Source organism: Tropicibacter naphthalenivorans (genome assembly GCF_900176475.1).
GTDB lineage: Bacteria > Pseudomonadota > Alphaproteobacteria > Rhodobacterales > Rhodobacteraceae > Tropicibacter > Tropicibacter naphthalenivorans.
In genome coordinates this window covers 514336-534345 of the sequence record NZ_FWXX01000001.1, presented here as the reverse complement: position 1 = coordinate 534345, position 20010 = coordinate 514336, and the positions used below count along the sequence as shown (strand labels likewise).

The window sequence follows — 20010 nt, the reverse complement described above, 5'->3', positions numbered from 1 at the left end:
CCTTGAAATGGGTTGGGGCTTACTGGCACCGAATGGAAAGATAGCGTTTGCTGGCCCAGCCGGTCACGCCGCCTGTGCCTCGGTAGGGGCTGTTGCACTGGCCGGAAATGCAGCGAACCTGCGCCCAGGAATTGGTCTGCGAGACGACTTGCAGGCTGTCGCCAAGGTAGGCTTCGGACAGGATTGTCCCCTTGGTCGAGGCTTTGGACCGCAGGTTCAGGAACCCAGAGCCGTTGGCCCGTGTCGCGTTGCTATAGGGGTTCAGGTTGATGACGCGGGCGGTGCAAGACGCCGCCGCTGCGGGGGGACGCGTGTTCGACAGGTAGCTGGCCGAAACCCAGCCCGTCAGCCCCGCGCCGGTGCGGATCTGCGCCCAGCCGTTTGAATTGCTCAGCACGGTGACAGCATCGCCGCGCGGCACTTCGGTGATGATCGCGCCGTTGGTGCTGGGGGATTGGCGCAGGTTCAGGCCGGTGCGCACCCGGTCGCCCACATACATGGTTTTCTGCGCCGGGGCGGTGGCGCCGCTGCGGATGATTTCCGCGACAAAGCGCCCGCCGGTGGAACAATAGCTGTCAGACGGGATGCTGCGGCGGGCTTTGTAGTCCGCCAGCATCGCGTCGGCGTTGCCCTTGGAAATGGTGGCGAGGACCACGGCGAAATAGCCGTTGTTGGATTCAAAGATGCGCACATCGCCCCGGCTGGGGAACCACTCGCGGGCAAAGGCCGCCGCCTCGGACAATGTGGGCCGCGAGGCGGTGACCACGTAGCATTGGCTGCTGCCCAGCGTGTAATTCCCGGCGATCCGGCGGGTGCCGGTAGTGGGCGCGGGGGCCGTTTGCAGATAGGTGACTTGCTGGATCATCACACGCCCCAGACAGCCGGTGTCGCCGCCGCAGGCGTCGCGGGTGCCCATGCGCCACTGGCTTTGCTCGCGGGCGGACACATGGCTTTGGCGGCCATAGGCCAGCTCGATTTCCTCATCCAGACCGGCCAGATAGGGATCGGCGCAGATGGCGCTTTCGGCGGCGTTCAGCCCGCCATTGCCGCACCACGGGCGCAGGTTGGCCTGCACCGGCGGCTGCGGCTGCGGCGTGATCGGGTCTGCGGGCTGTTCGGCCAGGTCCGAGCATTCGGCGGCCACAAAGCCTTTGGCGAGGATCGACAGCGGGTGGCTGTCGCATTGTTCCAAATAAACCTCGTAGGCGAAACACTGGTTATAGCTCTTTGCCTCGGCATAAAGCGCATCGCAAATCGGGTCCGCCACGGCCACCGGATCGGGCTGAGTCTCGGGCTGCTTGGGCGCTTCGGGTTGTGGCTGGGGTTGCGGATCCGGCTGCGTGTCGGGCTGCGGCGCGGGCACCGGCGTGTCCGTCCCCAGCGACGCCACCAGCACGTTCGACCGTTCGATAATCGCCGCCATCGGAATGGCAAAGTTCACCGCATCCTTGCGCGAGCCCGCGTGGTGCAGCCCCACCACCGCCTGCAACGACGCGTCGATCACCGGCGAACCAGAGTTCCCCGGCAGCGTATCGCAGGTGTGCAGCAGCTTGGACCCGGACAGGGCGGGGCGGTTGGCGCGGCACTTTTCACGGCTGATGCGCTGGGCCTCGCCCATGGGATGGCCGATCACCCAATAGGGGTCGCCGTCATGGGGCGTGTTCGCCGCCAGCTTGAGCGTGCCGTATTGCGCGGACGGGTTGCCCATCACTTCGAGCAGCGCGTAATCAAGGTCTTGATGCGCCTCGACGGGGTGCGATTTCACCGGGAACTTGGTGGTGCCTTCTTCGATGCCCTGCTGGGTGTAGCCCGCCACGAACATCACCGATTCAATCCGCGTCGCCTGCGCGCGCTCATTGTCCAAGATACCGGGAACACAGTGATAATTGGTCAGGATGTGCTTATTGTCGACGATAAAGGCGGTGCAGGGAAAGACCCCCGCATCGGTCAGAATGTCCAGCCGCCCCACGGACAGCCCCATCTTGGCAAAGACGCTGTCGGGCGAATAATTGGTGATCGCCTCGTTGTTGTAATCCCCAACCGACAGCTCCAGCTCGATGTCGCCCGCGCCTGCCGATTGGTTGCGGCTCAGCACCGCGCGGCCAAAGCTGCTGCTGTCGAAACCGACCAGCGCGTCTTGGGCCTGCGCGGGGCCCGCGGGCTGGATCATCGCGGCGCAAAAGACGGGGAACAGGGCTGAAAACCGCAACGGAAGGCTCCTACAGGGGCAATGGACGATCAAAATTACGTGTTTACTGTCCGTTACCCATTGCCCTTGAGTCAACGACGGAAAACCTGACCCGTGGTCACTGGTGGCTGTAAGTGCTTGGGATCGCTCGCGCTAAGCGGGAAATTCCACCGGGCCGCCGTGGTCTTTCCACGTGGAAAAGCCTTCGCGCAGGTGGGCGCAGGCAAAGCCCATGTCGTTCAGCGCCGCCGCCGACAGGGCAGACCGCCACCCCGAGGCGCAGTGCAGGACAAAGCGTTTATCCTCGCCGAAAACCGGCTTGAAATAGGGGCTTTCGGGATCGACCCAGAATTCCAGCATTCCGCGCGGGGCGTGGACCGCGCCGGGGATGAACCCCATGCGCTGGCGTTCGCGCGGGTCTCGAATGTCGACGATCACCACGTCCGGGTCATCGACTAAGGCGATCAGGTCGGGCGTTTCGATTTCCTCGATGCGGGCGCGGGCTTTGGCGACCAGTTCGGCAGAGGTGGTGGTGAGTTTGCGCATTTTGTCCCCTTTGGTTGCGGGGCAGATTGACCGCCCTTGGCGACGGGTGCAAGGCTGTGCGCCAAGAGGTGACGCATGACAGTTTCCGAAACATTCTGGTGGGATACGGCAGTTGAAGCGCCTGTCGAGGCGGGCTTTGACGCGGGCGATTGTGACGTGGCCATCGTTGGCGGCGGCTACACCGGTTTGTCCTGCGCGCTACACTGCGCCGAGGCGGGCCTGCGCGCGCATGTGCTGGAGGCCGAGCAAGTCGGCCACGGCGGATCGGGGCGCAATGTCGGCCTGGTGAACGCAGGGCTGTGGCTGCCGCCGTCCAAGCTGTTGGCCGCGATGGGGGCACATGGCCCCGCCTTTCTGGAACAGTTCGGGGACGCGCCGCGTCAGGTCTTTGACCTGATCGAACGGCACCAGATCCGCTGCGAAGCCACGCGTGCGGGCACCATCCACGCCGCCCACGCCCCCAGCGGGATGCGCGATCTGCGGGCGCGCTATGACGATTGGCAGCGGTTGGGCGCGCCGGTGCAGCTGCTGACCGCGGATCAGGCCTTTGAGCGCACCGGCACGCGCGCCTTTCACGGCGGTTTGCTGGACGCGCGGGCCGGGACGGTGAACCCCATGGGCTATGCGCGCGGGCTGGCGCGGGCGGCGAAGGCGCAGGGGGCCAAGGTCAGCACCGGGGTGCGCGTCACCGGGCTGCGCCGTGACGGGACTGCTTGGATCGTGACCACGGCAGGCGGCGATCTGCGCGCCCAAAACGTGGTTCTGGCCGCCAATGCCTATAGCGATGCGCTGTGGCCGGGGCTGTCTAACTGCTGGAGCGATATCCACTTTTTCCAGATTTCCACAACGCCCTTGGGGGCAGAGGCGGCGCATATCCTGCCGCAAGGGCAGGGGCTGTGGGACACCGGCCTTGTGATGCGATCCCTGCGGCGCGATGCCGAGGGGCGGCTGGTGCTGGGGACCATGGGGCGCAATCTGGGCGGGCTTAGCCGGGCGTGGGCGCAGCGGACCTTGCGCCAGTGGTTCCCCGAACTCGGGCCGCTGACGCTGGAACACGGCTGGCACGGGCGCATCGCCATGACGCCGGATCACCTGCCGCGCCTTCTGCATCTGGACAGCGGTCTTTACGCGCCCATCGGTTACAACGGGCGCGGCATCACCACCGGCACGCTGTTCGGTCGCGCGCTGGCCCAGCACTTGGCCGGAGGTGACTCCTCCGCGCTGCCCTTGCCCCTGACCCAACCGCAAAAGGTGCCTTTCAAAGCCGTGCAGCAGCGCGCCTATGATCTGGCCTTTGCCGCCAAGCAGGTGATGCCGTTTTAACCCCGCCTGACCGCGCGCCTATTGGTATACCATTTTTGAAATACCCCCCGCCAATAATGGCATTTGAACGGTATACCTAGCTTCTCTAGCGTGCCCCCACACGCGATGGGAGGATCGGCGATGACTTTCAAACCGGCTGAGTGGCCGCGCAAACTGCGCAGTCAGGAATGGTACGGCGGCACCAGCCGCGACGTGATCTACCACCGTGGCTGGCTGAAAAACCAAGGCTACCCGGACGATCTGTTCGACGGGCGCCCGGTGATCGGCATCCTCAACACGTGGTCCGACCTGACGCCCTGCAACGGCCACCTGCGCGAGCTGTGCGAAAAGGTCAAAGCCGGCATCTGGGAGGCTGGCGGCTTCCCGGTCGAAGTGCCTGTGTTCAGCGCTTCGGAAAACACCTTCCGTCCCACGGCGATGATGTTCCGCAACCTCGCCGCCATGTCGATCGAAGAGCAAATCCGCGGCCAGCCCATCGACGGCTGCGTGCTGATGGTCGGCTGCGACAAGACCACGCCGTCGCTGTTGATGGCTGCGGCGTCTTGCGATTTGCCGTCCATCGTGGTGACCGGCGGGCCGATGCTGAACGGCTGGTTCCAGGGCGAGCGCGTCGGCGCGGGCACCCACCTGTGGAAGTTCTCCGAAGCGGTCAAGGCAGGCGAGATGACGCAGGACGAGTTCCTCGACGCCGAAGCGGCGGTGACCCGCTCTTCGGGGACGTGCAACACCATGGGGACGGCGTCCTCGATGGCGTCCATGGCCGAAGCCCTGGGCATGGCGCTGTCCGGAAACGCGGCGATCCCGGCGGTGGATGCGCGCCGCCGCGTGATGGCGCAACTGTCGGGGCGGCGGATCGTGCAGATGGTCAAGGACGACCTGAAACCCTCTGACATCCTGACCCGCGAAGCGTTCGAAAACGCGATCCGCACCAATGGCGCGGTGGGCGGGTCGACCAACACCGTGGTGCACCTGCTGGCGATTGCCGGGCGGGTCGGTGTGGACATTACACTGGACGATTGGGACCGCTGCGGGCGCGACGTGGCGACAATCGTTAACCTCCAGCCGTCGGGCACATACCTGATGGAAGAATTCTTTTACGCAGGCGGTCTGCCGGTGGTGCTGAAACGCCTTGGCGAGGGCGACAAGCTGCACAAGGACGCCCTGACCGTGTCCGGAGAGACAATCTGGTCCGAGGTCAAGGACGCCAAGAACTGGAACGAAGACGTCATTCTGCCGGTGGAAAAGGCGCTGACCCAGCAGGGCGGGATCGCGGTTCTGCGTGGCAATCTTGCCCCCAAAGGCGCGGTGCTGAAGCCGTCTGCCGCGACGCCCGAGCTGATGACACATCGCGGCCGCGCCGTGGTGTTCGAGAACATCGACGACTACAAGGCGCGCATCGGGGACGAGGATCTCGACATCGACGAGACCTGCATCATGGTGCTGAAAAACTGCGGACCCAAGGGCTATCCTGGCATGTCCGAGGTTGGCAACATGGGCCTGCCGCCCAAGGTTTTGCGTAAGGGAATCAAGGATATGATCCGCATTTCCGACGCGCGTATGTCTGGCACCGCCTATGGCACGGTGATCCTGCACACCTCCCCCGAAGCGGCTGCCGGTGGGCCTTTGGCCGTTGTGCAGAACGGCGACATGATCGAAGTGGACGTGCCGAACCGTCGCCTGCATCTGGACATCTCCGCCTGTGAACTGGCCCAGCGTCTGGCCGCGTGGGCGCCGTCGCATGAGCAACCCGTGGGTGGCTATGCCTGGCTGCACCAGAACCACGTCGAAGGCGCCGACACCGGGGCGGATCTGGACTTTCTCAAGGGCTGTCGCGGCGCGCCGGTCGGGAAGGATTCACATTGATGAAGATTGCGTTAGTTGGGGTCGGAAAGATCGCGCTGGACCAGCACGTTCCCTCCCTCGCGGCCAGCCCGGACTGGGAGTTGGCGGCGACGGTGTCGCGCCAAGGCCGCGTTTCGGGTGTCGAAGCGTTTACGGACATGACCGAAATGTTAACGGCGCGGCCCGACATTAGGGTTGTGTCCCTGTGCCTGCCGCCGGTGCCTCGGTTTGCCTATGCCCGTGCGGCGATTGCGGCGGGGCGGCACGTCATGTTGGAAAAACCGCCCGGCGCGACCCTGTCGGAATGCCACGCTCTGGCCGATCTGGCTCGCGCGGCGGGCGTTTCGCTGTTCGCCACGTGGCACTCGCGCGAGGCGGCCATGGTCGATGCAGCGCGCGCCTGGCTCGCCGACAAGACTGTACACAAATTGCATATCAATTGGCGCGAAGATGTCCGCAAGTGGCATCCGGGGCAGGATTGGTGCTTTGAACCCGGCGGCATGGGGGTCTTTGATCCTGGCATTAACGCTCTGTCGATCATGACAAAAATCCTGCCCGCGCCGGTACACTTAGTGTGTGCAAAGCTGTCCTTCCCAGAAAATCGCCAAACCCCGATCGCGGCGGAGTTGACGTTCACGGACGGCGTTTCGGCCTATTTCAATTGGGATCACCAAGGCCCCGAGTTCTGGGACATCGAGGTGCAGACAGATGCCGGCACGCTGACCCTGCACGAGGGCGGCGCGCGCATGGTGATTAACGGCGCAGAGCAGGGCGCAGCCGCAGGCCTGCAAGGGGAATACCCAAGGCTTTACAACGAGATGGCCGAGTTGGTGGCGACGGGCGGGATCGACATGGACCTGTCGCCGCTGCGCCATGTGGCAGACGCATTTATGCTGGGCGAGCGCGTGACCGTGCCGCCCTTCGACTGGTAAGGGAGAGAGACATGGAAAAACTGACGGGCATCCTGCCGGTCGCGCCGACGCCGTTCCATGCGGACGGGCGTGTCGACGAAGAAGGCACCCGCCGCGTGATGGATTGCATGATCGATCAAGGCGTGGATGCAATTTGTATACTTGCAAACTACTCGGAACAGTTCCTGCTGTCCGACGAAGAGCGCGCACTGGTCATGCGTCATTCGCTGGAGCAGGTCGCGGGCCGCGTGCCGGTCATCGTGACCGTGTCGCATTTCTCGACCGACGTGGTTGTCGCGCGCGCCAAGGCCGCAGAGGCGATGGGCGCGTCGATGCTCATGATGATGCCGCCCTATCATGGTGTCGGTCTGGTGCCCGCGCCCGACGGCATTTTCGAGCATTTCCAAGCGGTCAGCGATGCGGTCAACATCCCGATCATGGTGCAGGACGCGCCTTTGTCGGGGGTGTCCTTGCCAGTGCTCGTGCTGGTCAAGATGGCGCAAGATATTGAAAATGTGTCTTATTTCAAGATCGAGACGCCGTTCGCCGCCGATAAATTGGCCGCTTTGATCGAAGCCGGCGGAGATCACATTGTGGGTCCGTTCGACGGTGAAGAGGCGGTAACTCTGCTGGCCGATCTGGACGCGGGCTGCACCGGAACGATGACCTCGGCCTTGCAGCCCGAGAAAATTCGCCCGATCGTGACCGAGTATCTGGCGGGAAATCACGATGCGGCGCTCGACCAGTGGAAGCTGTGTTTGCCGCTGATCAATCACGAAAACCGCCAATGCGGCTTGCGCGCCGCAAAAACCGTGATGATGGAAGGCGGGGTGATCGGCTCTGACTTTGTGCGTCATCCCTTGAAACCTCTGTCCGCACGGACGAAAGAGCGCCTTATCAGCCTTTCGCAAGAGCTGGACCTGATCGCCCTGAAATGGGGCAAGTGAGGAGTATACACATGGTATTCAAACCGCATGGAAAACATCTGATCGCCGGGGAATGGGTTGCATCTGAGACCACGTTCATGTCCGAGCCCTCAACTGGTACATCTTTTGCATACAGTGTGGGTACGCCTGAGCTTGTGGATCAAGCGGCGCGGGCCGCAGAGGATGCCTTTTGGTCCTATGGCTATTCCAGCCGCGAGGAGCGCGCCAAATTTCTGAACGCCATTGCCGATGAGATCGAAGCACGCGCCGAGGCGATCACCGAAATTGGCGTGCAGGAAACGGGCCTTCCCGAAGCGCGCCTGCAAGGGGAACGGGGGCGCACCACCGGCCAACTGCGTCTTTTTGCGGAACATATTCTGAAGGGCGCCTATTTGGATCGCCGTCATGATGAGGCGCTGCCGGATCGTCAGCCCTTGCCGCGTCCCGATCTCAAGATGGTTCAGCGCCCGATTGGTCCGGTTGCCGTCTTTGGCGCGTCGAACTTTCCTTTGGCATTTTCGACGGCAGGCGGTGATACCGCGAGCGCGCTGGCAGCGGGGTGCCCAGTTGTCGTCAAGGGACACTCTGCGCATCCCGGCACCGGAGAAATCGTTGCCGAAGCCATTCATGCTGCTGTGAATACTTGTGGTATACATCCCGGCGTTTTCAGCCTTATCCAAGGCGGCAAGCGCGACGTGGGGACGTCTTTGGTGCAGCATGAGTTGATCAAGGCGGTGGGCTTTACCGGATCTTTGGGCGGCGGTCGCGCCTTGTATGATCTTTGTGCACAACGTCCGGAGCCGATCCCGTTCTTTGGCGAGTTGGGCTCGGTCAACCCGATGTTTGTTCTGCCCAAGGCCGCAGAGGCCCGGGGAGCCGATATTGGCACTGGTTGGGCAGCGTCGTTGACCATGGGCGCGGGCCAGTTCTGCACCAACCCTGGTATTGCCGTCGTTGAAAAAGGCGCTGCGGGCGATGCTCTGGTGCAAGCGGCGGCTGAGGCGCTCAAGGGTGTTCAGACACAGTGCATGTTGACCGATGGGATCGCTGATGCGTACCGGGATGGCAAGGCGCGCTTTGACGGGCGCAACGCGGTGAAGCCGGTGCTGGTGTCTGATAGCGAGGGCCGCTTTGCAGCGCCGAACCTGTATGAGACTGACGCTGAAAATTACTTGCAAGATCATGCGCTTGGCGAGGAGGTCTTTGGCCCTCTCGGGCTGGTTGTCCGGGTGTCTGGCCCGGAGGAGATGGACGCGCTGGCGCGTGGTTTTGAAGGTCAGTTGACGGCCACGCTGCATATGGACGAGGGCGATTTACCCGTCGCGCAAAGCCTGATGCCTGCGCTGGAGCGCAAAGCGGGCCGTTTGTTGGTCAACGGGTTCCCGACGGGCGTCGAAGTGGCTGATGCGATGGTGCATGGTGGCCCGTACCCGGCGTCGACGAACTTTGGTGCAACCAGTGTCGGGACATTGGCGATCCGCCGGTTTCTGCGGCCCGTGTGCTATCAGAATTTCCCTGACGCCTTGCTGCCAGGGGACTGGAGCTAAGGGCCCGGTGGGCGGACGCTCGTTCCTGCGGAACCACGCCCCGCCCACCGTCCCTTGGGTGATGCGTTGAAAAGCCGGGTGTGCCCCGGCTTTTTTGCGTTTGGGTTTAGATGTCCTGCGGGCGATAATCCGAGCCTTGAAGCGGCAAGACGGATTGCAGCAGCCGCACTGATTTTTCGAGCCCTTCCAACGAGTTCAGCAGGACATCTTCGTGTTCGATGCTGAGCCAACCATCGTAGCCGGCCATGCGGAGCCGGTAACAGAATTGGCTCCACCAGTCTTCGCCGTGGCCGATGCCCAAGGTGACATAAGACCAGGACCGCGCGGGGACATCCATCATAGAACTGTTGTCGAGCAGCGAGGTGGTTGCCTGAACGGGGCTGTTGAGCATCGTGTCCTTTGCATGGACGTGAAAGATCGCCTCGCCTAGCGCTTCGGCTGCGACGAGAGGATCCGCACCCATCCAGAACAGGTGAGACGGGTCGAGGTTCGCGCCGATCACCGGGCCGATTTCGTCACGCAGCATCATGAGCGTGGGCACGTTGTAGACGCATTGATTGCCATGCAGTTCGAGCGCGATTTGATCCACGCCACTATCGCGGGCCACTTGGGTCACGCCGGTCCAAAACGGGATGAGGCACTCATTCCATTGATATTGAAGGATGTCTTGGGTTTCCGGCGGCCAAGAGGTGATGACCCAGTTGGGGATGGTGTCGTTCGGGCTGCCGGCGGGCAAGCCGGACATGGTACACACCTTTTTGACCCCCATCTCTCCGGCAAGGCGGATCGTGTCGATCAGGCAATCCCCCTGGGCGCGGTCCGTTGGGTGTAACGGGTTGCCGTTGGCGTTCAGAGCAATGATTTCGAGCCCACGCGCGTCGAATTCGGCGACAAAGGCGCGTCTGGCCTCTGCGCTGTCGCGCAAGGCAGGCAGGTCGAAATGCGGGGCCTTGGACCAGCCGCCGGTGTTGATTTCGACGCCGCTAACGCCCATGCGCACCGCATGATCGAGCATTTGAGTAAGTGACATCCCGCCAAGGCTGTCGGATACGAAACCGAGTTTCATCGCTGTCTTTCCCTAGGTTCGCAACGACCTTAGGGGGCGATGTGTAAAGGCTTGGTTTCCTTGCGGGGCAAGATTTGCCCGCGTTTCGATTAAAATCGATAGCGAAAAGGGGGCCGATGTGGCCCCCGATTCATCATTTATCAAGGTTGTCGGCGTCTTCTGCGATCTTAGCGTCCTGTCGCAGTTCCAACCACATGGCGTTCAGCACCGCGAACGCCGCCGCAAGGGGGAGGCCGAGCATCCAAGCAAAATACCACATTGCGTATCTCCTTTAGTAAAGCGTGTCGCCATTGGCGGTGACGTCGTCTTGGGTCACTTTGCCCCAGAGGACTTTGTAAACCCACGCCGTGTAGGCGAGGATCAGCGGCATAAAGAACGCCGCGCCCACCAGCATGACGAACAGTGTCATGTGCGAGGACGAGGAATCCCACACGGTCAGCGAGCTGTTCGGGTCCACAGTTGAGGGCAAGATAAACGGGAACATGGTCAGGCCAACGCTGGACACGATCCCAAAGATGCCGAGTTTCGACCACAGCAGGGTGCTGACGTCTCGCCCGGCACGCAGGCCGCGCACAGCCATGGCTATCCCGACAAAGCCGAACAGCGGTGCTGCCACGATCCACGGGCGATCAACGTAGGCGGACAGCCAAGAGCCTTCGCGCGCCACGCTGTTCATCAGCGGGTTGGACGGGCCGTCATGCGCCACCGCATGGGTGAACGCATAGCCATCGATCCCGACCGCCAGCCACAGGCCCGCCAGAGCATAGCCAACGGCGGCGACCATCCCGGCGATGGTCCCGATCCGGCGCGCGCGATCGCGTACCGCGCCATCGGCCTTGAGCGATAGCCACGCCGCGCCGTGCATCAGCAGCATCGCCACCGACACCAGCCCCGCCAGCAGGGCGAAGGGCCGCAGCAGGCCAAACAGCTTGCCCAAGGCGCTGCCGTCATACATCGGCATCAGGTCCGGCGTCAGGTGAAACGGCACGCCCAGCAGCACGTTGCCCACCGCCACGCCGAACAGCAGCGCCGGGACAAAACCGCCGATGAACAGCGCCCAGTCCCAGGTGCTGCGCCAGCGCGGGTCAGGCCGCTTGGAGCGGTATTTGAAAGCCACGGGCCGCAGGATCAGCGCCGCGAGGATCAGGAACATCGCCAGATAAAACCCCGAGAAACTCACCGCATAGAGCGGCGGCCAAGCGGCAAAGATCGCGCCCCCACCGAGGATGAACCAGACTTGGTTGCCCTCCCACACGGGGCCGATGGTGTTGATCGTCTGGCGCCGCTCGGTGTCGGTTTTCGCGACGAAAGGCAGCAAAGCGCCCACGCCCATGTCGAACCCGTCGGTCAGAGCAAAACCGATCAGCAAGACCCCAAGCAAAGCCCACCACAGCAGGCGCAGGACTTCGTATGATACCAGTTCGTTAAGGATCATGTGCTTTACTCCGCAGGGTTGGGGCTAAAAGGCGCGCGGGTCATACCGCTCAGGCGCGCTTGGTGGCGGTCCATCCATTCGTCGGTCTCGGCAACGTCCTGCACCGGGCCTTTGCGGATGTATTTCACCATCAGGCTCATCTCGACGATGAACAGCACCGTGTAGAACATGACGAAACCGGCGATGGTGATCAGCAGATCGGTCACCCCCAGATGCGACACCGACAGCGCGGTGGGCAGCATCCCATCCACGGTCCACGGCTGGCGGCCATACTCGGCCACGAACCAGCCCAGCTCGGCGGCGATCCACGGCGCGGGGATCCACAGAACCGCCAGACGCAGCGCCCAACGTGGGTATTGCGCGCCCTTAAAGGACGACATCCAAAAGAAATATCCGGTCAGCAGGATAAAGCTAAAGCCCAAGCCCACCATCGCGCGGAACGACCAGAACAGCGGGAAAACGCCCGGCACGGTGTCGTTCGCGGCCATCTCGATCTGCGCCTCGGTCGCCTCGCGCGGGTCATCCACGTAGCGTTTCAGCAGCAGCGCATAGCCCAGATCGTCAGAGTTCTGCTCGAACACGAAACGGGCCTCGGCAGAGGCGTTGGCCGGGTCTTCGCGGATCTCCATCAGGGCGTCATAGGCGGTGATGCCACGGCGCACGCGCTGCTCGGCTTCGGCCACCAGATCGTTGATGCCGGGGATTTCCTTGGTCAGGCTGCGCGTCCCGATCAGCCCCATCGCCCACGGGATTTCAATGGCATAATGCGTCTCGCGCGCCTCTTGGTCGGGAATACCCACCAACGTAAAGGGCGCAGGCGCGTGGTGGGTTTCCCACATCGCTTCGATCGCGGCGAGCTTCATTTTCTGGGTGTGGCTGGCGGAATAGCCGGATTCGTCGCCCAGCACGACCACCGACAGCGACGCCGCCAAACCGAACGAAGCCGCAACCGCGATGGACCGCCGGGCCAGCTCCAGGTGGCGGCCCTTGAGCATGTACCACGACGACACGCCCAGCACGAAAATCGCCGCCGTGACATAGCCCGCCGACACGGTGTGCACGAATTTCGCCTGCGCGACCTCGTTGAATACCACGTCAAAGAACGATGTCATCTCCATCCGCATGGTCTGCGGGTTGAACTCGGCCCCGACGGGGTTCACCATCCAGCCATTGGCGATCAGGATCCACAGCGCGGAAAAGTTCGACCCGATGGCGACCAGCCAGGCGACGACCATGTGTTGCAGCTTGGACAGCTTGTCCCAGCCGAAAAAGAACAGGCCCACGAATGTCGCCTCAAGGAAGAAGGCCATCATGCCTTCCATCGCCAAGGGCGCGCCAAATACGTCGCCCACGTAGTGCGAGTAGTAGGACCAGTTCATGCCGAACTGGAATTCCATGGTGATGCCCGTGGCCACGCCCAGCACAAAGTTGATGCCGAACAGCGAGCCCCAAAACTTGGTCATTTGCCGCCAGATCGGGCGGTTGGTCATCACATAGACCGTCTCCATGATCGCGACGAGGATCGACAGGCCCAAGGTCAGCGGCACAAAGAGAAAGTGGTACAGCGCGGTCATCGCAAACTGAAAGCGAGATAACTCGACGATATCAAGTTCCACGACGCGTCTCCTTATATGGTGGTTCTGAAAGGTTGCTTTCAGATTAATGTTTTGCCTCGAAGCTTAACGTATCTCGGCGATGTGGCTTTGTTAGTGGTCATAATTGACGCGGGTTTCGCCGACATTGACGCAGGTCAAAATATGCTGAAACTTAGATATAGCTTTGCAGGTCGATGGTCTGATCGGCCATCTGCGTTTCTGCCTCGCGGTGCGAGGCGGTGAGGATCGCGGCCTCTGGCAGGGCGGTGCGGATGCCGTGTAGCACCCGGCGAGCCAGCGGTGCGTCCAGCCCCTCGGTCGGCTCATCCAGTAGCAAAATCATAGGCTTACGCAGAATGGCGCGGGCCAGCGCAAGACGGCGGCTTTCCCCGCCGGACAGGCCCGCGCCGCCTTCGCCCAGCCGTGCATCCAGACCGCCCCGCGTGCGGATCACATCATCAAGAGCGACCGCCTCTAGCGCGTTCCACGCCGCCTGATCGTCGTCCGAATCGTCCGTGGCGAGCGCCAAATTGTCGCGAATTGTACCGCCGATCAGCGCGGTACGCTGGGGAACCAGCGTCAAAATGGCGCGCATTTCTCTTTCAGGCCAAGCGTTTAGCTGCAAACCGTTCAGACAGATGTCGCCCGTCGCTGGATGCAGACCTGCCAGTGCGTCCAGCAGCGTGCTCTTGCCGCTGCCGCTGGGACTGCGCAGGGCGACGGTTTTTCCGGGCGCAACATCCAGCGAAAGCCCGTGAATCAACGCGGTGTCGCGGGCGGGATGCGGCACGGTCAGGTCGCGGACCACAAGGCCGCGGGCCGTAGGGTGGGGCGCGGGCGGAGTTGCGACAGTTTGGATGGGGGTGCCGAGGATGCGGCGGGCGGCCACCTGTATCCGGCCAATCTCGGCCACGCCCCGGCGCAGGGGCAGCAGCGTCTCGGCCAGAGCGAGCGCCGCGAACAGCCCCAGCGCGGCGGGCGCGGGGCTCAGCGCGCCGTTTTGCACCAACCCATCGGCCAGCCACAGCACCAGCGCGACAAGAACGGCGACCACGGCGCTCAGGCCCATGGCGGCGTTGCGCTCGGCCCTATCAAGGGTGTCATGCGCGGCCCGCAGGGTGGTTTCGGTCTGGGTGATCTCGGCGGCACGCTGGGGCAGGGTGCCCTGTAGAATCGCGCCGCGCTGCCCTCGGATCAGGCCCAGCATCTGCCGCCGCAGGGTTTGCGCTTGTGTCTCGGCCTGCGCCGCCAGCGCCGTGCTGCGCCGGATCAGCCGGGCGAAAACCACAGCGCCGCCAAGCAGATAGCCCAAGGCCACCGCCCCCGCGATCTGCGGCGCGACCAGCCACCACAGCAGGGCAAAGGCCAGCGCATGGCTCGCCAGCCCCGCCAGCAGCGGCAGCACGAGGCGCAGCAGAACGCCGTCCAGCGCGTCCACATCCGCAGTGATCCGCACCAGCAGCGCCGACCCGCGCAGGCGTCGCAGCTCTGCCATGGGTTTGCGCGCGAAATCGGCCATCAAGACCACGCGCAGGCGGGCGAGCGCGCGCAGCGTGGCGTCGTGGGTCCACAGCCGTTCGGCATAGCGCCCCGCTGCGCGCCCCAGCGCCAGAAACCGGATGCCCGCCGAGGGGCGAAAGACGTCAAAGGCGATGCCGACGCCCATCAGCCCCGCCGCGCCGGTGGCCGTGATGAACCAGCCCGACAGGCCCAAGAGCGCCGCGCCCATGGCCATGACGAGCACCCCGGCAAAGGCGCCACGGACCATTGCGCTTGGCGCAGCAGACCAGAGCAATCGGATGGCACGCAGTAGGATCATGCTTTCACCTCAAGGGTTTGGTCCATGGCTTCCGCCAGGGTCGCATCATGTGTGGCCACGATGACCGTTGCCCCGCGCGCCTTGGCCGCGATCAATGCCTGCGTGATCTGCGCGGCGGTCCGGGCGTCCAGATCGGCGGTCGGCTCATCGGCAAGGATCACGTCTGCACCCGACAGGAACGCTCGCGCCAGCAGCAGGCGGCGCATCTCTCCGCCAGAGACGCCCGCGCCGGTTTCGCCCAGCACTGTGCCCAAGCCGTCGGGCAGGGCGGCGACGATGTGCGCGGCATGGGCAAGCCGCAACGCCTCGGCCACGCCGCCGCGCCCGTGCGGGTCGAGGTAGCGGTCCAGAGGCATGTCCGGCAGGTGCACCCTTTGCGGCACAAGGGCGAGGCGCGCGCGCCATGCGTCGGCGGTGGCATCGGTCAGGGGAGCGCCTGCAACGCGCAGATGACCCGAATGGGGGATCAGGCCGGCGATGGCTTCGATCGTGGTGGATTTGCCCGCGCCTGACGGGCCGACCAAAGCCAGACTGCCGCCCGCAGGGACCACCAGATCGGGCAGGGGGCCGCGCTCGGTCGCGGCGTCTTGGATCGTGACCGACCCCGCGCCGGGCAAAGCGGCCACCCGCGCGCCGGTGCCAAGGATCGCAGCGGTGTCGCGCGCCTCCAAATCGGCGAGCTCGTCCAAAACCGCCTCGGCAGAGGCTTTGTCGTGCCACGCGCTGGCCAGATCGCGCAGCGGTAAGAAGACATCCGGGGCCAAAAGCAGGATAAACACGCCTTGATAGACACTTAGCGACCCGCCCCAGGTGCCGATGGTGACTTCGCCCAGCAGGGTGAAGCCGACCAGAATTGCGACCAAAGCCACCCCGATGGCCGAGAACAGCTCTAGCACCGTCGACGACAAAAAGGCGACGCGCAGAACGGCCATGGTGCGATCGCGGAGGGCTTCGGCGCTGGCCGCAAACACCGCGCGCGAACGGTCCAGCCCGCCCAAGAGCCGCGCGTCAGGCATCACCGCCAGATGGTCCACCAGCAGGCGGTTCATGTCGCCGATTTCGACCAGTTGCTTGGCCGAGGCATCCTTGGCCGCCATGCCCACCAGCGCCATGAACAGCGGGATCGTCGGCACCGCGATCAGCAGCGCCAGCGCGGCGGCCCAATTGTGCCACGCGACCAAGGCGATCAGCAGCAGGGGCACCACGCGCACGCGCATCATCGCCGGTTTGTACCGCGTCAGATAGGGCACCAGCAGCGGCAGTTTCTGCCCATAGAGCGCGGCGATCTCGGCCGACGATACATCGGCGCGCAGCAGCCGTGGCTCTCGGTCCAGCAAGGTTTGGCGAAGGGCGTGCACGGTCTGATCGGCGGCAGCAAAGGCCTGCCCGCTGGCCCAACGCTCAAGGCCGGCGCGCGCCAGTCCCGTCAGCGCGAAAACCGCCGCGAGCAGCGCCGCAGACGCATTGCCCCCCGTGACCCAAGCGTGAATCATCATCGCCAGACAGCCCGCCTGCACCGGCCACAAGGCCGAGGCCAGCGCGGCAGTCAGGGACGCGCGCCGCAACTGGCGGGCGCTGGCGGGGTCTAAGGGCAAGGGAGCGGTCGTTTTCATGGCTCTGAGATAAAGGTTTGGGCGCGCGCTGTGCAGTGGGCCAAACTGCCGCGTTTGATCGGGGTCAACGTCAAGGCGCTTCGGCCAAGGCAAACTGCCCCCTGCGAGCCGGAGAATCCGATGTCCCAAGACCCCGAAATCGTCTTTCGCACCGAAGGGCTGACCAAGACCTACCAGACGGGCGACGTGCAGGTGCACGCGCTGGCCGGGGTGGATCTGACGCTCTATGCCGCTGAATTGACGGTGCTTTTGGGGCAATCGGGGTCGGGTAAGTCGACCTTGCTCAATATCCTCGGGGGGCTGGATCACCCCAGCAAGGGGCGCTTTTGGTTCAAGGACCGCGAGCTGACAGAGGCCAGCGACCGGGCGCTCACGCGCTATCGGCGTGACCACGTGGGCTTTGTTTTTCAATTCTACAACCTCGTGCCCAGCCTGACCGCGCGCGAGAATGTGCAACTGGTGACCGATGTGGCGCGCGCCCCCATGACCCCCGCCGAGGCGCTGGACTTGGTGGGGCTGTCGCACCGGATGGATCACTTTCCGGCGCAGATGTCCGGGGGTGAGCAGCAGCGCGTCGCCATCGCCCGCGCCATCGCGAAACGGCCAGAGGTGCTGCTGTGCGACGAGCCCACCGGCGCGCTCGACAGCAAAACCGGCACGCAGGTTCTGGACACCCTGCGCCACGTGAACGAAGCCTTTGGCACTTCGACCGTCGTCATCACCCATAACGCCGCGATCCAAGGCATGGCGCACCGCGTCATCCGGCTGGCCGATGGCCAGATCGAAAGCGTTCGGGTGAACGACACGCGCCTCGCGCCTGCGGACATCGTGTGGTAGCCATGCACGCGCTCGACCGGAAACTCTTGAGGGATTTCAAACGGCTGTGGGTGCAGGGGCTGGCCATTGCCTTGGTCCTTGCTGCCGGGATCGCGGTGATCCTCATGAGCGTCGGCATGTCCCGCGCGCTGGATGACACCCGCGCCGCCTACTATGACACCAACCGCTTTGCGCATGTTTTTGCCTCGGCGCGGCGCGCGCCCCTGTCGATCCTGCCGGACCTGCGCGCCATCGAAGGCGTTGCCCAGATCGAGGCGCAGGTCCGCGCCTATGCGGTGCTCGACATTCCGGGGCGGGCCAAGCCTGCGACGGGTTTGCTGATATCGCGGCCCGAGGGCGAGGCGGTGTTGAACATCCCGCTGCTGCGCTCGGGTCACTGGCCGGAAACCAACAGCGAAGTCGTTGTGAATAGGCCGTTTTTCGACGCCAATGGCTTTGCCCTTGGGGATGAGCTGTCGGTCAATCTGAACGGGCGCAAACGCAGCCTGACCATCTCTGGCACCGCGTTGTCGCCCGAGTTTGTCTATACCATCGGCCCCGGCGCGCTGATGCCGCAGAACGAAACCTTTGGGATTTTGTGGTTAACAGCCGAGGTGATGGACGCGAGTTATGGCATGTCCGGGGCGTTCAATACGCTCGGGCTGGCGCTGCTGCCGCGCACTTCGGTCGCGCCGGTCAAGGCGCAGGTCAAAGCGGTGCTCGACCCTTACGGCGCGACCACGCCGCAGGACCGGTCGGGGCAACAATCCAACGCCTTTCTGGACGCTGAGATCACGCAATTGCGGGTGCTCGCCTACGTCCTGCCGCCGGTGTTCCTGCTGATCACGGTGTTTCTGGTCAGCATGGTGATGAGCCGGATTGTTCAGCTGGAGCGCTCTGAGATTGGTCTGATGAAGGCGATCGGCTACACCAACCTTGAAATTGCGCTGCATTATCTGATGCTTGCGGGGCTTATCGCGGCGCTTGGGGTGGGCATCGGCTGGCTCGCCGGGTCTTGGCTGGCGCTGGCGATGGCGCGGCTTTATGCGCAGTATTTCGACTTTCCGTTCCTCGTGTTTGGCGTGCCGCTGTCGGTCTACGCGTGGTCGGCGGGGATCGGCGTGGCGACGACCTCACTGGGCGCTTTGCGAGCAGCCTTTGCGGCGGCGCGTCTTGCGCCTGCGGTGGCGATGGCCCCGCCCGCGCCGCCCCGTTTCCAGACCAATCTTGGGGACCGGGCCATGGCCGCGCTGCACCTGTCGCAACCCAGCCGGATGATCCTGCGGGCGCTGCTGCGCTGGCCGCTGCGGGCGGGGATGACCCTGCTGGGGATGGCCTTGGCGGTGGCGGTTTTGGTCGCGTCGAACTTCTTCCCCGACGCCATGGAAGAGATCATCGACAGCGCTTTTTACCAATCCAATCGGCAGGACATGTTGCTGCTGTTTGACCCCAGCGCGCCGGTGTCGGCGGTCGAGGACGTGCGCCGCTTGCCCGGCGTGATGCAGGTCGAGCCGCAACAGTATTACTCGGCCAGGTTGATCAACGGGCCGTATGAAAAGCTGGTCCCCATAAGTTCGGTCAGCGCCTCGGCTGATCTGGCGCGGGTTGTCGACGGGACGGGCCAAGCCATCGCCCCTGATCCCAGCGGCGTGTTGCTGTCGGACCGGCTGGCGAGCGCCCTGCACGTTACGGTGGGCGACAGCATCACCGTAAGTTTCGAAAGCGGTCTGCGTGAGACGCATCAGGTGCCGGTCACCGGCGTGGTCACCCAGTTCTTTGGTCTTGGGGCCTATATGGACGAGACCGCGTTGAACCGGATGTTCCGGCAAAGCCCGCGTTTGACCAACGTCAACCTGACGCTGGCAGACCCAGGTGCTGCAGAGGAATTTGAAAGCCAGATCAAGGACTTCCCCCGCCTTGTCGCCACCATAAACATGACAGAAAACCGCCAGAGCTTTCTGGATACCCTGTCGCAGAACATCCTTGTGGTGACCACGATTTACGGCATTTTGGGCACGATCATCACCGTCGGCGTGGCCTATAATGCCACGCGCGTGCAGCTGTCCGAACGCGCCCGAGAGCTGGCGTCGCTGCGTATCCTTGGCTTTTCCAAGGGCGAGGTGGCCTACATCTTGGCGGGCGAAGTCCTGTTGCTCGCGCTCATTGCGCAGCCCGTCGGTTGGGCTTTGGGGGCGGGGGTCGCGAGCCTCATGACTTCGGGGTTTTCGTCCGACCTTTATGCCATTCCGCTGGTGCTGGAGCCGGGAACCTTTGCCCGCGCCAGCCTGATCGTGCTGGGGGCTGCGACCGTTTCGGTTGCGCTGGTGGCGCGCCGCTTGAACAATCTTGACCTGATAGCCGTCATGAAAACGAGGGAATGACC

At 63.8% G+C, this 20010-nt stretch carries 14 protein-coding genes and 1 pseudogene; 7 read left to right on the top strand and 8 right to left on the bottom strand.

Translation table 11 applies throughout. The features are described 5' to 3' along the window. Window positions 1-19: 19 nt before the first annotated feature. Both B9A11_RS02580 and B9A11_RS02575 read right to left on the bottom strand, forming a co-directional pair. Window positions 20-2209, bottom strand: coding sequence for an SH3 domain-containing protein (locus tag B9A11_RS02580; protein WP_058245919.1), 2190 nt, complete (start codon window positions 2207-2209; stop codon window positions 20-22). Window positions 2210-2341: 132 nt separating this feature from the next. Beyond that, window positions 2342-2734, bottom strand: a complete 393-nt coding sequence (locus B9A11_RS02575) for a rhodanese-like domain-containing protein (RefSeq protein ID WP_058245920.1) — start codon at window positions 2732-2734, stop codon at window positions 2342-2344. Between the two features lie 75 nt (window positions 2735-2809). Between B9A11_RS02575 and B9A11_RS02570 the strand changes: the two genes are divergently transcribed. From B9A11_RS02570 to B9A11_RS02550, 5 genes are all read left to right on the top strand, one after another. Next, a complete protein-coding gene (locus B9A11_RS02570; protein WP_058245921.1) occupies window positions 2810-4057 on the top strand; it encodes an NAD(P)/FAD-dependent oxidoreductase in 1248 nt (415 codons plus the stop codon). A gap of 120 nt (window positions 4058-4177) precedes the next feature. Continuing rightward, window positions 4178-5920, top strand: a complete 1743-nt coding sequence (gene araD / locus B9A11_RS02565) for an L-arabinonate dehydratase (protein ID WP_058245922.1) — start codon at window positions 4178-4180, stop codon at window positions 5918-5920. Then, window positions 5920-6831 carry a Gfo/Idh/MocA family protein gene (locus B9A11_RS02560; protein WP_058245923.1) on the top strand — a complete coding sequence of 304 codons (912 nt, stop codon included), beginning with the start codon at window positions 5920-5922 and terminating at the stop codon, window positions 6829-6831. Before araD ends, B9A11_RS02560 begins: the two co-directional genes overlap by 1 nt. 11 nt (window positions 6832-6842) lie before the next feature. Continuing rightward, window positions 6843-7757 carry a dihydrodipicolinate synthase family protein gene (locus B9A11_RS02555; protein ID WP_058245924.1) on the top strand — a complete coding sequence of 305 codons (915 nt, stop codon included), beginning with the start codon at window positions 6843-6845 and terminating at the stop codon, window positions 7755-7757. 11 nt (window positions 7758-7768) lie between these two features. Continuing rightward, window positions 7769-9283 carry an aldehyde dehydrogenase (NADP(+)) gene (locus B9A11_RS02550; protein WP_058245925.1) on the top strand — a complete coding sequence of 505 codons (1515 nt, stop codon included), beginning with the start codon at window positions 7769-7771 and terminating at the stop codon, window positions 9281-9283. Window positions 9284-9389: 106 nt separating this feature from the next. Here B9A11_RS02550 and B9A11_RS02545 read toward each other — a convergent pair whose 3' ends face one another. The 6 genes and pseudogenes from B9A11_RS02545 to B9A11_RS02520 all read right to left on the bottom strand — a co-directional run bounded on the left by B9A11_RS02545 (window position 9390) and on the right by B9A11_RS02520 (window position 16811). After that, window positions 9390-10349 carry a sugar phosphate isomerase/epimerase family protein gene (locus B9A11_RS02545; protein WP_058245926.1) on the bottom strand — a complete coding sequence of 320 codons (960 nt, stop codon included), beginning with the start codon at window positions 10347-10349 and terminating at the stop codon, window positions 9390-9392. A 133-nt stretch (window positions 10350-10482) separates the two neighbouring features. Further along, window positions 10483-10608 carry a cytochrome bd-I oxidase subunit CydX gene (cydX, locus tag B9A11_RS02540; RefSeq protein WP_083499732.1) on the bottom strand — a complete coding sequence of 42 codons (126 nt, stop codon included), beginning with the start codon at window positions 10606-10608 and terminating at the stop codon, window positions 10483-10485. A gap of 12 nt (window positions 10609-10620) precedes the next feature. Continuing rightward, window positions 10621-11784 carry a cytochrome d ubiquinol oxidase subunit II gene (gene cydB / locus B9A11_RS02535; protein ID WP_058245927.1) on the bottom strand — a complete coding sequence of 388 codons (1164 nt, stop codon included), beginning with the start codon at window positions 11782-11784 and terminating at the stop codon, window positions 10621-10623. Window positions 11785-11789: 5 nt separating this feature from the next. Then, window positions 11790-13400, bottom strand: a complete 1611-nt coding sequence (locus B9A11_RS02530) for a cytochrome ubiquinol oxidase subunit I (RefSeq protein ID WP_058245928.1) — start codon at window positions 13398-13400, stop codon at window positions 11790-11792. 283 nt (window positions 13401-13683) lie between these two features. Further along, a pseudogene (locus B9A11_RS22595) lies at window positions 13684-14448 on the bottom strand (ATP-binding cassette domain-containing protein); the annotation flags it as partial. Window positions 14449-15194: 746 nt separating this feature from the next. Then, complete coding sequence (locus B9A11_RS02520; RefSeq protein ID WP_058246406.1) at window positions 15195-16811, bottom strand: ABC transporter ATP-binding protein/permease; 1617 nt, start codon at window positions 16809-16811, stop codon at window positions 15195-15197. A gap of 120 nt (window positions 16812-16931) precedes the next feature. Between B9A11_RS02520 and B9A11_RS02515 the strand changes: the two genes are divergently transcribed. Both B9A11_RS02515 and B9A11_RS02510 read left to right on the top strand, forming a co-directional pair. Next, entirely contained in the window at window positions 16932-17648 is a 717-nt protein-coding gene (locus B9A11_RS02515) for an ABC transporter ATP-binding protein (protein ID WP_058245930.1), read from the top strand. Between the two features lie 2 nt (window positions 17649-17650). Further along, on the top strand, window positions 17651-20008 hold the full coding sequence (locus B9A11_RS02510) for an ABC transporter permease (RefSeq protein WP_058245931.1): 2358 nt from the start codon (window positions 17651-17653) through the stop codon (window positions 20006-20008). Window positions 20009-20010: the final 2 nt, after the last annotated feature.

Bases quoted from the DNA above. Each gene is read 5' to 3' on its own strand.
- B9A11_RS02575 (WP_058245920.1), bottom strand. From the start codon at position 2,734: ATGCGCAAACTCACCACCACCTCTGCCGAACTGGTCGCCAAAGCCCGC.
- B9A11_RS02570 (WP_058245921.1), top strand. From the start codon at position 2,810: ATGACAGTTTCCGAAACATTCTGGTGGGATACGGCAGTTGAAGCGCCT.
- araD (WP_058245922.1), top strand. From the start codon at position 4,178: ATGACTTTCAAACCGGCTGAGTGGCCGCGCAAACTGCGCAGTCAGGAA.
- B9A11_RS02560 (WP_058245923.1), top strand. From the start codon at position 5,920: ATGAAGATTGCGTTAGTTGGGGTCGGAAAGATCGCGCTGGACCAGCAC.
- B9A11_RS02555 (WP_058245924.1), top strand. From the start codon at position 6,843: ATGGAAAAACTGACGGGCATCCTGCCGGTCGCGCCGACGCCGTTCCAT.
- B9A11_RS02550 (WP_058245925.1), top strand. From the start codon at position 7,769: ATGGTATTCAAACCGCATGGAAAACATCTGATCGCCGGGGAATGGGTT.
- B9A11_RS02545 (WP_058245926.1), bottom strand. From the start codon at position 10,349: ATGAAACTCGGTTTCGTATCCGACAGCCTTGGCGGGATGTCACTTACT.
- cydX (WP_083499732.1), bottom strand. From the start codon at position 10,608: ATGTGGTATTTTGCTTGGATGCTCGGCCTCCCCCTTGCGGCGGCGTTC.
- cydB (WP_058245927.1), bottom strand. From the start codon at position 11,784: ATGATCCTTAACGAACTGGTATCATACGAAGTCCTGCGCCTGCTGTGG.
- B9A11_RS02520 (WP_058246406.1), bottom strand. From the start codon at position 16,811: ATGAAAACGACCGCTCCCTTGCCCTTAGACCCCGCCAGCGCCCGCCAG.
- B9A11_RS02515 (WP_058245930.1), top strand. From the start codon at position 16,932: ATGTCCCAAGACCCCGAAATCGTCTTTCGCACCGAAGGGCTGACCAAG.
- B9A11_RS02510 (WP_058245931.1), top strand. From the start codon at position 17,651: ATGCACGCGCTCGACCGGAAACTCTTGAGGGATTTCAAACGGCTGTGG.